Consider the following 11193-nt stretch of genomic DNA (forward strand, 5'->3'; position numbering starts at 1 on the left):
GTCTGATTTTGTTAGACTATTTGCAGAGTTTTTTGATTTATACAAGGAGATTCGTACAGTTTTTTTGATATAGAGCTGATCCTTAGTTCTTTTGTATAGATGAGAAAAGTACCGCCGATTAAGATGAGTACGCTCCGTGTCATTGTATTAGGGTTGATGGTAACAGGCTTGACACGTTCTCAACCAGAGCCGCCGCCCTTTATTTTTGAGTACGAGCAGTCCCATAGTATCCCTGCTGGAACTATAGACGAAGCCTCAGGCATGGCCGATAGCCGTTCGATGCCCGGGCACTTGTGGGTGCAGGAAGATGGCAATAACCCCAACCGTCTTTCATTAATCAACTACCGGGGCCAATTGAAAGGCCGGGTTGATTTACCGTTTCCCAACCGAGATTGGGAGGATATGGATCTTTTCTTCGACAAAAAGGATAGCACTAATTATATCTATCTGGCCGATACGGGCGATAATCTTCAGCAATATCCTGAATATTACATTTATCGCTTCAAAGAGCCTGAATCCGTTGATTCGAAAGTAGAGAAATACGACCGGATTGTTTTTTATTACCCGGAAGGCAGCCGTGATACGGAGGCCATTTTGATTGAGCCCAATACGCAGGACATTTACGTCATTACCAAAAGTCCAGGGCTTTCAAAATTGTATAAACTGGCTTATCCCCAGCAGTTTGAGAAGCCTATGCCGGCTATGTACATCTGCGATTTACCCATGTACATGATCACCAGCGGAGATTTCTCTGCGGACGGTAAGCAGATTATCCTGAGAAATTATACCACGATGTATCTCTGGAATCGAGATGACGTGAACGAACCTATTCAGGACGTTATCTTTTCCAGTTACAAACTCATGCTACCCTATGTCTTTGAACCTCAGGGAGAAGCGGTGTGTTTTGAAAAAAATGGTAAAGGGTATTTCACCTTAAGCGAAAAATTGAAGTACCTCCCCTCCCAGCTTTTCTATTTTGCCCGAAAGAAATAATCCTGTTAACAATCCCGAAGCAAAGCTTCGGGATTGTTTGTTTTCTGCCAAGGAAATAGATTTTCCTTCTAGTAAAGACGCGACGTCATCGCGTCTCATTACTCCTGCCATGGCTGGTGTCTGCACCAGCCATTAACAAAAGCCTAGTGGTTGGTGAGGACTCCAACCACGGCGGATGTTACCATTTAAATGATATTCATCTCCCGGCCAGACGCGATGAGGACGTATTTCATTAATCCCGCCATGGCTGGTGTCTGCACCAGCCATTAACAAAAGCCTAGTGGTTGGTGAGGACACCAACCACGGCGGATCTTACCATTTAAATGATATTTATCTCCCGGCCAGACGCGATGAAGTCGCGTCTCTACCTTTTAAACCTTACAATCCATAAAAAGAACGGATAAAAGCGTTCACTTTTTCCGATTCGCAGGAGGTGGCCAGGTGCCCGCAGTTACCCGTCAACTCGACTAGCGGAGCTTTCGCAAACTTTGCAAATTCCATCGCTGAAGCCGGGTTAACCATGTGATCCTGCGTAGCAACAATAATCATCATTTTTGCCTTTACTGCTTTCGCCGTTTCCTCCAGTGATTTTCCCTGCGTTACATCCTGCGTCAGCATAGCCCGAATCTGGCTGGCCCAGTTGTAAGGATTGATAACATCCTGATTTTTTTCTACGCCTTCGATATAGCTTATGGCCTCTGTCAGAGGTCGTTTTTTCTGACTATACTCAGGCGTCAATAAGTTTAGTTCGTGAATGAGACCTGTCGTTTTCATAGCTTCGCGGCTGTAATGACCCCGTTCCAGCGTACGTAATTCCAGATTCCAGAAAAGTACATCGTAACTCGATTGCCGCGGCGTTCCAACAATGGGTACCACTCGATCCATAAAATCCGGGTAGCTTACTGCCCATTGATACGACTGCATCCCTCCCATCGAAACACCCATTACTGCGTACAAATGGGGCAGTTTCAGTTGCTTTGCCACTAATTCATGCTGGCTATTCACCATGTCTCGAATCGTGAACAGTGGGAATTTATCATTCAATTGTTTTGGGGAATTAGAGGGCGAAGAGGATACACCGTTACCAATAGCATCTACGGTAATCACAAAGAAATGAGTGCTGTCGGCCATACTTCCGGGACTAGCCATGCCTTTAAGATTCTCACTAACTCCTCCAAACCAGGTGAGAATTAGAATCGCATTGCTTTTCTGAGCATTCAGCTTTCCGAAGGTTCGGTACCCCACTTTACAGTCCTGAATAACCTGACCATTTTCCAATTTGAAATCACCCAGATTAGCAAATTTCTGCTGAGCCCGACTAGTCAGTATTCCCGCACAAAATGCTAGTAATGTGAGAAGGTAGGAAGGTTTAGATAACATTAGATTGATGTCTGAGAATCCTTTAATCGAAGAAATATTAACTAGGCACGCGGCTACTACTTCATGGATAATCCGCTCAATTTCTTCAACAACTCAATTCCATCCGGCCAGGGACCGTAGCCAGAAGCCACGTTTATATGCCCGGCATCGGGTAGCCAAACCAGCTCTGAACCCCACGAATCAGCGAAAAGCTGAGCCCTTTCGGGAGTTACATAATAATCGTTAGTACTTGCTACGACAAGTGATGGAAAAGGTAACGTGGATAAAGGCATGGGTACAAAACCCGTAGTGCCTTCGGGATAGGTAGCGGCTTCCGTATCGCTGGGAGCCACCAGTAACGCTCCTTTGATGGGACGCTTGTATTTTTCAGCCCAGTACGCAATCGTTACGCAGGCCAGGCTGTGTCCCACCAGTAGTACTTCTGAACTACCAGCTTTGAATACCATTTCATCTAATACCTCTACCCAATCCGTTCGCTCTGGCGTGTCCCAGTTTTCCTGCTCAATTCGACGAAAGCCATACTGCTTCTGCCAAAGTGTTTGCCAGTGGCCCTCCCCGGAATTACCCAAACCCGGATGAATCATAACTTTCGATTGAAACGGCATCGTGCAATGAGTTTGAAAGTAATTTGAGATTTGATGATGTTTGAGGGAGATAGATGAAGCTTGAGAGGGTTTGATTCTGTTTGAAAGGTTTGATCGAACGTTTTATAACCCCTCAACCTATAGCATACTACTTAAATCAAACCTTCTCAAACTCAATCAAACCTAGTCTATTCTATACATCAATTTCAACCTGATTTCTCAGAATATCGTCCATAGTCTCGCGTTGGCGAATGAGGTGGGCTTCTCCGTTCAGAATTAATACTTCTGCCGGACGAAAACGGCTGTTATATTGACTACTCATCGCGAAACCGTAAGCTCCGGCATTGAGTAAGACCAGAATGTCTCCCGCCGTAACTTTACTCAAGGGGCGACCTAAAGCGAAGTTGTCAGTCTCGCAGATGTAACCTACTACATCATACGTTTCCTGCACGCTGGCGTCAGGATTTGATGCATTTACAATGTGATGATACGCATCGTACATCATGGGACGAATCAGGTGATTCAGCCCAGAATCTACGCCTACAAACGTACGGCCAGGGGCTTGTTTCACGACATTGGCCCGAACTAGCAAGTAACCGCATTCGCTGACCAGGTATTTACCCGGCTCAAACCAAAGTTGAAGTTTACGACCGTATCGTTCGCAGAATTGCTGGAAAAAGCCTGATAACTCTTTGCCGAAGCTTTCCATATCCGTTGTATAATCGCCCTCTTTGTAGGCCACTTTGAAACCACCACCGAGGTCGATGCATTGCAAATCAGGGAAGGCCATGGCAAACTCAAAAATCCGGCTGGCGGCTTCAATGAAGGCGGAAGCTTCTTTCACATCCGAACCCGTATGCTGGTGCAATCCCACGATTTTCAGGTCGTATTTTTCAACCAAAGCCAGAATTTCTGCCTGCTGACGAATGTCAATACCGAATTTGGAACCTTCGTGAGCCGTCATGATTTTCGCATTTCCCCCCGCCGCGACGTTGGGCTTAATGCGAATCATACAGGGTTTGGAAGAACCGTATTTTTGTCCAAATTTTTCGAGGACATCAAGATTATCGAGGTTCACAAAAGCTCCATTTTCTACGGCAAATTCGATTTCCTCAAAATCAACCCCACTGGGCGTAAAGTTAATCTGGCTACCGGAATACCCAGCCCGTAGGCCAATCTGCAATTCCTGAGGCGATACCACGTCCAGCTCTACGCCGTGTTTACGCATCAGCTTGAGTACGGAAATAGAAGTTAATGCTTTACAGGCATACTTGATTTTCAGGTCAATACCTACAAATGCCTGTTGTAATTGTTGAATCTGTTGTACGATTTTTTCGCCATCGTACACATAAAGCGGCGTGCCGAACTGGGCGGCAAGATCAGTAACTTTCTGATTCTGTATGTAATAAGAGCCTTCTCGAACTTGCATGGGGAAGTATTAAATAAAGTTGCAAATTGGCAGAAAACCATGTATTTATCAAATCTGTCTGGATGGTTTGAGAAGGTTTGATTTTAGTTGGAGTCCGTTTGAAGAGCTAAACCACTGCCAGCGTGGCCCGGCCCGCTTTTTCGCTGGCAGCAATGCTTTGGTATGAAAATGCCGTCTGCCAATTAAAATAATTGATTCAAACAAAACTCAAACCTCCTCAAACTTCTCCTTTGTAATTTAGCATAACCCCTAATTTTGTAGCCAGCAAGTCAACGAGCTATTCTTCATTAAAATTTAATACTTGTTCTTATGCAGAAATCGATACGATTCTGGTTGTTAAGTCTTCTTTCCTGTTTCCTCCTGCAAGCTCAGGCTCAGCTCAAAAGTGGCCCTATGCTGGGCTACTCCGATTACATGGAAGTAATGCTTTGGGCTCAGACTCAGAAGCCCGCTAAAGTGAAAATTGTCTATTGGGAAGTAGGCCAACCCGGTCATAAACGTTCAACGGATGAAGTTACTACCGAGAAAACGACCGCATACATTGCCCGTATGTACGCCGACCAGGTAGAACCCGGCAAAAAATACGATTATGAAATCTGGGTGGATGGCAAAAAAGTAGCCCACCCCTACGCTCTTCAGTTTCAGACACAGAAACTTTGGCAATTCCGCACCGACCCTCCGGCTTTTAGCTTTGCTTTCGGAAGTTGTGCGTATTTAGGCGAACCTGAATACGATCGACCTGGTACGCCTTACGGTCAGCAATACGAGATTTTTACTAAAATTGACAGCTTGAAACCCGACTTCATGGTTTGGGGCGGTGACAACAATTATTACCGCGAAGTAGACTGGAATACCCGCACGGGCATGCTCCGCCGGATGACGCACGGTCGGGCTTTCCCTCAGTTACAGTCGCTGATGGCTCATACCCACCATTACGCCATTTGGGATGACCATGACTACGGCCCGAACGATGCTGACCGTAGTTACTGGATGAAACGGGATGCTCTGGATATTTTTAAGCTTTTTTGGGGTAACCCTAACTATACCTTTGAAAAAGAAGGCATTACCAGTACGTTTCAGTGGGGAGATTGCCAGTTTTTCATGCTGGATGATCGTTGGTGGAGAGCTCCTAATGATCTGGAAGGAAAGAATAAAGATTACCTCGGCAAGCAACAGCTAGACTGGTTAATCGATGCTCTTCGGTTCAGTCAGGCGACTTTCAAATTTGTTGTTTGCGGAGGTCAGGTAATTAATCCAACGGCTCAATTTGAAAATTATTCGGTATACGCTGAAGAACGGGAAGAGTTACTGAAACGCATTACCGAGCAGAAAATTTCAGGAGTAGTATTCCTTTCGGGCGACCGCCACCACACGGCAGTACACAAACTAGAGCGTTCGAAAGCCTATCCTTTCTACGATTTCACCATTTCGCCGTTTACCTCGGGCCCAGCCCGTCAGACGAAGGAAGAAGCGGTTGCTCCTACTTTATTACCCGAAACAGTTTTACAGGAACGTAACTTCGCAGTCATGTCCCTCTCCGGCTCTCGGACTGAACGGGTATTAACCGTAAAAACCTACAACACCCGCGGCGAACTGAAATGGACGAAGGAAGTGAAGGCCAGCGAATTGAAGTAGGTTTCCGTTAAGAGTTTTTTTTCAGTTATTGACGGCCCAAAAGTTTGATACTTTTGGGCCGTTTTTTTAAACGTAATTTTCAGCCCCAGAGGAGTTAAACACAGCTACTACAGTCTGGTGAAATTAAATAATGATTCTAAATTTTACCCAAACTCAACTAGTGCAAGATTTCTCTCTTGTACTTACCACTTCGGAAGGTTGCTACCTTCCATAATACGAAAACTAAGCAAATAGAAACGGGTAGAACAGCCCTTCTATTCCCAAAATCTGATTCATCACTATGCAATACCTCGACATCATCGGGCGATCTTTAGCCGTTTACCTTTTTATTATTGCGGCAATCCGGCTGTTTGGCAAAAAAGAGCTGGCTCAGTTATCCATTGTCGATCTGGTATTTATCTTACTGATTTCCAATTCAGTACAAAACGCCATGGTGGGTTCGGATACGAGCTTACCCGGTGGAATCATTGCGGCGGGTGCTTTATTTCTGGGTAACCTGATTCTAAAACGGATTATCTACAAGAATCAGCAGTTTAGCCATTTTTTACAGGGCGAACCCATTATGCTGATTTACAAAGGCAAGGTGAAAGACAAAAACCTGACTCGGGCCGAGATTAGCGTAAACGAACTAGAGGCCGCCGTTCGCGAACATGGCGTTCTTAACCTGAAAGATGTCGATCTGGCGGTATTGGAAGTAGATGGAAACATCAGTGTCATGTCGAATGATTTTCAGAAAAAAACGTCCCGAAGACATAAGAGTCACCGTTCGTTAAATAATCCAATGTCCTAAAAACAAAGAACTTATCCCTTGCACGATAAGCTTTTCCCCGCAGTCGCTCGGCTGTGCCGAGTGACTACCTAACGGTAGGCCTCTGGCCGTCTCACTCAAAAAATATGCATAACCTAACTACCTTACTAACCGAAATGATTTTCAATACCTACGGTCAGAGCTGATTGTCAATGTAGTTTGTGGAAACGAGGACTAAAGAAGGTCGTTATAAGTTCCTCATGATCAAATAGGTTCACAAAAGGTATTAAGATCCTCCACTTCGTTCTAGACGACAGGCTTTAAGGGTAGTAAAGTTGCCTGGCTGTCGCTCGGCTCTGTCCGAGGGTATGTAATCCTGTTTTTGCTTGGGAAAGGTGTTCTCTGATCATCTACTAGCTCGCATCCTACCGGCCAGAGGCCTACGGTTAGGTAGTTACTCGGCTAGAGCCGAGCGACTGCGGGGATAATACCTTCTTCACACACCTTAATTTGTGCTCTTGTTCTTTGACATAAAAATACCCCCAAGTAGTGTCTAACTTCTAGGGGGCATTCCAGGGAGGATAAGCTCTTTATTGTTGAGAGATGTAGGTGATTAATCCCTTTTCAAAATCATGGCGGATGCCTGAGCAGTGGGGAAAATCAGAATGTCGGCCAGCACTACGTGCGGAGGACGGGTTACTACAAACGTAATCGTGTCCGCAATGTCTTCGGCACTTAAAGGCGTAAAGCCCTGATACACGGAATCAGCCCGTTTTTCATCGCCTTTAAAACGCACCATTGAAAATTCCGTTTCTACCGCACCGGGAGCAATATTTGTGACTTTAATTCCGTAAGGATTCAGGTCCTGACGCATTCCCTGACTAATACTTTCCACGGCTGACTTTGAGGCACAGTATACGGCTCCATTCGGGTATGTCTGCTTACCCGCAACGGAGCTGATATTAATGATATGACCGCTCTTTCGCTCGATCATTCCAGGCATCACCAACTTTGAAACGTACAGAATTCCCTTCACGTTACCATCAATCATTGCGTCCCAATCATCGGGATCGTTATCCTGAATGGGACCTAGTCCGTGAGCATTACCCGCGTTATTCAGCAGAATATCAATCGTTTTCCACTCGTCGGGAATCTTCGAATAGGCCTCTTCCACATCCTCCCGGTAACGTACATCAAAGTTCGTGGTATACACCTCGACTTTCGATCCCAGTAATTCTTGCAGTTCATCCAGCCGTTCCTGACGGCGACCGTGCAGTAACAAACGATAACCCAAATCGGCAAAAGCCAGAGCCGTTGCCCGGCCAATTCCGGAAGTAGCTCCGGTAATAAAAGCAGTACGAGACATTAATTCAGTTGTCAGTTTACGGTTATTAGTTGTCAGTTATGGGTATTTCTGTGTAAGCATCAACACTAATTTGCTTGACAACTACATTAATTTTTTCGGCAATACTACCAACAACCAGTAACGAACAACCTTAATTTAAAGAATGATAAAGCAGGAAGCTTAACAGCCTTTCAAAGGTTTGTTGTTCGTCGATGCTGGCTCCTAACTTAGCTACCTGTAATCGGTAAAGGTCAATGAGCCGCAAAAATCGCTCATTATTGGTAAATCTGGCCGCAATGATGCCTTTAAAACAACGGTGCGTCTGATTATAGAGGTATTTGCAGGGTTTAGACGGCTCTTTATTGAAAAGTTGATCGAGAGCTTTCAGGCCGTCGTATTTTTGCATAAAGGCAAAACCCGTCTGTACCAGAAATTCCTTAATTTGATCACAAACATCATCCAGGTCGTCCGTTCCGTGCAATTTGTAGCGAAAATACTTATCGTCATTAAATTTACCGATTGAAATCACGAGCGTATTAGCGTCGTCCCGGTATTCTTCGGATATATCCAGAAATTGCTGAGCCAAAAACTCAATTTCCTGATGACGCAAGCCAATACTTACATCCAACCAGGTTTCCTGACCTTGGGAAGAAGTAGAAAAGACCACATTGTGAAAACCAGTTGGGGTTTGTTTTCTGAATTGCTTCCGATCCGACAGCAATTCAAATCCGTGCTGAGCGAAAAAAACGCTAAGTTTTTGATAAAGCTCGGTTTCAAAAGGAGTAATGATCATAAGCAACTAGTTTAGTAATCGTCTCGTCGGGTACATTTATTCTGCTTTTAATCAATCATAGGAAGAGATTTTCTCTTCTTTTGGAACGTGCCCGCCATCAACGAATAATGAACAAATGATTTCAACTGACTTTCAGTGAAATTGCTGATGAGCGGCAAGGTAAAAGGATACTTTAGAAATGAAAAAGATTTTATTATTTTCTGATACCCACGGTTGGTTCGATGAAGCCCTGGACTCCCACTGTAACTGGGCAGATGAGATCTGGCACGCAGGCGATTGGGGTACGGATGTTTACGAACGCCTCCAAAGATATGCCAAGCCCATCCGGGGTGTTTACGGGAATATCGACGGCCCTCCCATTCGCGGGCAGTTTCCCTTACTAACCCATTTTACTTGCGAAGGCGTTCACGTAGGCATGACGCATATTGCCGGAACACCGGGACGTTACAAGCCTGATGCCCGTCAGTTACTTACCGAAGGACGACCAGATGTACTGATTTGCGGTCATTCGCACATTTTGCGGGTTGAACGTGATCCGAACTATCAGAATATGTTATTCATGAATCCCGGAGCAGCGGGAAAAGAAGGTTTTCACCGCATCATGACAGCCCTGCGTTTCAAAGTCTCTGACGGTCGAATTTTCGACGTAGAAGTGCTGGAATTGGGCAAACGAGGCAAAATTCCTGACAATTTTACCGCCTAGTTTCGTAGGGAATATTCTTTTTTGACCCGAAAGTATTACCAGAATTTTACGAAAATGAGTACGTTGGACGGCATAAATACCCTAAGAAAAATAATAATGTCGGGCGACAAAGTGCTGGTTCGCCCCACGAGTGATCAACACAAGACCCGCTCGGGTTTATACTTACCACCTACCGTTACGGAGAAAGAAGACATTCAGCAGGGCGTGGTTGTGAAGGTAGGCCCCGGCTTTCCAATTCCGGCGGCTAATGACGAAGACGAGCCCTGGAAGGAAAAAAAGGAAGCTTTGAAATACATTCCACTTCAGGTGCAGGAAAAAGATCAGGTTTTATTTCTTCGCAGAAATGGGTACGATGTGGAAATTGATGGCGAGAAATACCTCATTATTCCTCATTCTGCCATACTCTTAATGGTTCGGGAAGATGAATTGAGCGAGCTGGGTCTCTAGGCCTTCTCCAGGAGGTGAACATTTTCTCAGAAAAAATCGTTATCTTTGTGCCCCGAAATTAATCCAGAGTTTATCGCTAGGTAGATTTTACGATTAATCAGGACGCACAATCATCCGGGGACGACGGGTATTGACAGCGGGCTGAGGTTGCGGGTGTAAGCATGTCGGAAGTTGGAAGAACCTTCCGTGTAAAATTCTTCTAAAACAATAGCTGGCAACAATAGCTACGCTATGGCTGCTTAATCCGGAGGATTAACCATTAGCCATCGTCCCGCCGAACCATCACACTACTGGGTCGGAGTTCGGGGCGTCGAAAGGTAGTGTCGGAGGGGCCGATTTCGCTGAGCCCTATCTGTACTAGCGAATACGGAATTAATTCGGTTTGTTGTCGACCTGATTAGTTCCCGACAATCCAAGGACAACTAAGCATGTAGAAGACGCGTGGCGTCCCTGTTCTGGACGAGGGTTCGAATCCCTCCGTCTCCACAGTTAAAACTGTAAATCAAATAGTTATGAGATTTACACACAATTAAAAGGGAACCTCTATTCGGGGTTCCCTTTTTTATTCTCCAGCTCTGCTATTCGCATATCAATATATTTTGCCAAAATGTACCGAAGGGGTACCGACTAAACTGACAAAAGTTTTATTGAAATGGATTCAAATGAAAAAAACCGATAATACATCGGGGTTGACTTATTATATGATCAATAGTTTATTGAGACATCTGAGATGAGCTTTGGCGATTACGCTCAGCCATCTCGACAAAGTTAAGAGGAGGCAATAGAACCGTTGGAATTCCAGCCTTGCTAGTTATTGATGCTATTGTTTCTCTAATAAATGGATAGAGAATAGCCGGACCATTTATTTGAGCAAAGTTTTCTATTGATGAGTCTTCAACCTTTCCTACAATTTCAAACATCCCAGCAGTGTTTACCGCCATTTTAATCCATGGATTCTCATCCTGGCTCTTAGTCAACTCTACCAATACGTTTACCTGATGTCGTTGAGCAACGGACTCAATCATACTTGTGATTCAAAGTCAGAAACATTATCAGGTAACTCGCCTTAACGGAAGGAAGAAGTTCAATTCTATTAATGAAATTGACTTGGGGTTAATAGAAGCCATATGAAATAT

General features: G+C 44.8%; 11 protein-coding genes and 1 other RNA gene. 6 read left to right on the plus strand and 6 right to left on the minus strand.

Annotated elements, in window-relative coordinates; all coding sequences use genetic code 11:
- Positions 1-123 precede the first annotated feature (123 nt).
- Positions 124-993: a PE-PGRS family protein gene (locus tag QE357_RS11695; RefSeq protein ID WP_106638459.1), complete on the plus strand. Its 870-nt coding sequence runs from the start codon at positions 124-126 to the stop codon at positions 991-993.
- Positions 994-1371: 378 nt separating this feature from the next.
- On the opposite strand, the gene QE357_RS11700 is transcribed toward QE357_RS11695, so the two are convergent.
- From QE357_RS11700 to lysA, 3 genes are all read right to left on the minus strand, one after another.
- Positions 1372-2373, minus strand: coding sequence for an alpha/beta fold hydrolase (locus QE357_RS11700; RefSeq protein WP_106638460.1), 1002 nt, complete (start codon positions 2371-2373; stop codon positions 1372-1374).
- A 56-nt stretch (positions 2374-2429) separates the two neighbouring features.
- Entirely contained in the window at positions 2430-2978 is a 549-nt protein-coding gene (locus tag QE357_RS11705) for an alpha/beta hydrolase (protein WP_309707610.1), read from the minus strand.
- Between the two features lie 172 nt (positions 2979-3150).
- Positions 3151-4386, minus strand: coding sequence for a diaminopimelate decarboxylase (gene lysA, locus QE357_RS11710; RefSeq protein ID WP_309707612.1), 1236 nt, complete (start codon positions 4384-4386; stop codon positions 3151-3153).
- Positions 4387-4695: 309 nt separating this feature from the next.
- On the opposite strand from lysA, the gene QE357_RS11715 reads away from it, so the two are divergent.
- Together QE357_RS11715 and QE357_RS11720 are read left to right on the plus strand one after the other, a co-directional pair.
- Positions 4696-6021 (plus strand): alkaline phosphatase D family protein, encoded by a 1326-nt coding sequence (locus QE357_RS11715; protein WP_309707613.1) that lies wholly within the window; start codon positions 4696-4698, stop codon positions 6019-6021.
- 280 nt (positions 6022-6301) lie between these two features.
- On the plus strand, positions 6302-6811 hold the full coding sequence (locus QE357_RS11720) for a DUF421 domain-containing protein (protein ID WP_106638464.1): 510 nt from the start codon (positions 6302-6304) through the stop codon (positions 6809-6811).
- Positions 6812-7382: 571 nt separating this feature from the next.
- On the opposite strand, the gene QE357_RS11725 is transcribed toward QE357_RS11720, so the two are convergent.
- Both QE357_RS11725 and QE357_RS11730 read right to left on the minus strand, forming a co-directional pair.
- Positions 7383-8135: an SDR family NAD(P)-dependent oxidoreductase gene (locus tag QE357_RS11725; RefSeq protein ID WP_106638465.1), complete on the minus strand. Its 753-nt coding sequence runs from the start codon at positions 8133-8135 to the stop codon at positions 7383-7385.
- A 130-nt stretch (positions 8136-8265) separates the two neighbouring features.
- Entirely contained in the window at positions 8266-8907 is a 642-nt protein-coding gene (locus QE357_RS11730; protein ID WP_307143184.1) for a hypothetical protein, read from the minus strand.
- Between the two features lie 178 nt (positions 8908-9085).
- Here QE357_RS11730 and QE357_RS11735 point away from each other — a divergent pair, with 178 nt between their 5' ends.
- The 3 genes from QE357_RS11735 to ssrA all read left to right on the plus strand — a co-directional run bounded on the left by QE357_RS11735 (position 9086) and on the right by ssrA (position 10546).
- Positions 9086-9610: a metallophosphoesterase family protein gene (locus tag QE357_RS11735; RefSeq protein WP_309707618.1), complete on the plus strand. Its 525-nt coding sequence runs from the start codon at positions 9086-9088 to the stop codon at positions 9608-9610.
- Between the two features lie 54 nt (positions 9611-9664).
- Entirely contained in the window at positions 9665-10057 is a 393-nt protein-coding gene (locus QE357_RS11740; protein ID WP_307143186.1) for a co-chaperone GroES family protein, read from the plus strand.
- 116 nt (positions 10058-10173) lie between these two features.
- Positions 10174-10546: a transfer-messenger RNA gene (gene ssrA / locus QE357_RS11745) on the plus strand.
- A gap of 224 nt (positions 10547-10770) precedes the next feature.
- On the opposite strand, the gene QE357_RS11750 is transcribed toward ssrA, so the two are convergent.
- Positions 10771-11082, minus strand: a complete 312-nt coding sequence (locus QE357_RS11750) for a protein-export chaperone SecB (RefSeq protein WP_309707620.1) — start codon at positions 11080-11082, stop codon at positions 10771-10773.
- Positions 11083-11193 lie beyond the last annotated feature (111 nt).

Source organism: Siphonobacter sp. SORGH_AS_0500 (assembly GCF_031453245.1).
Classification (GTDB): Bacteria; Bacteroidota; Bacteroidia; order Cytophagales; family Spirosomataceae; genus Siphonobacter.

Bases quoted from the DNA above. Each gene is read 5' to 3' on its own strand.
- QE357_RS11730 (WP_307143184.1), bottom strand. From the start codon at position 8,907: ATGATCATTACTCCTTTTGAAACCGAGCTTTATCAAAAACTTAGCGTT.
- QE357_RS11725 (WP_106638465.1), bottom strand. From the start codon at position 8,135: ATGTCTCGTACTGCTTTTATTACCGGAGCTACTTCCGGAATTGGCCGG.
- QE357_RS11750 (WP_309707620.1), bottom strand. From the start codon at position 11,082: ATGATTGAGTCCGTTGCTCAACGACATCAGGTAAACGTATTGGTAGAG.
- lysA (WP_309707612.1), bottom strand. From the start codon at position 4,386: ATGCAAGTTCGAGAAGGCTCTTATTACATACAGAATCAGAAAGTTACT.
- QE357_RS11700 (WP_106638460.1), bottom strand. From the start codon at position 2,373: ATGTTATCTAAACCTTCCTACCTTCTCACATTACTAGCATTTTGTGCG.
- QE357_RS11705 (WP_309707610.1), bottom strand. From the start codon at position 2,978: ATGCCGTTTCAATCGAAAGTTATGATTCATCCGGGTTTGGGTAATTCC.
- QE357_RS11740 (WP_307143186.1), top strand. From the start codon at position 9,665: ATGAGTACGTTGGACGGCATAAATACCCTAAGAAAAATAATAATGTCG.
- QE357_RS11735 (WP_309707618.1), top strand. From the start codon at position 9,086: ATGAAAAAGATTTTATTATTTTCTGATACCCACGGTTGGTTCGATGAA.
- QE357_RS11715 (WP_309707613.1), top strand. From the start codon at position 4,696: ATGCAGAAATCGATACGATTCTGGTTGTTAAGTCTTCTTTCCTGTTTC.
- QE357_RS11695 (WP_106638459.1), top strand. From the start codon at position 124: ATGAGTACGCTCCGTGTCATTGTATTAGGGTTGATGGTAACAGGCTTG.
- QE357_RS11720 (WP_106638464.1), top strand. From the start codon at position 6,302: ATGCAATACCTCGACATCATCGGGCGATCTTTAGCCGTTTACCTTTTT.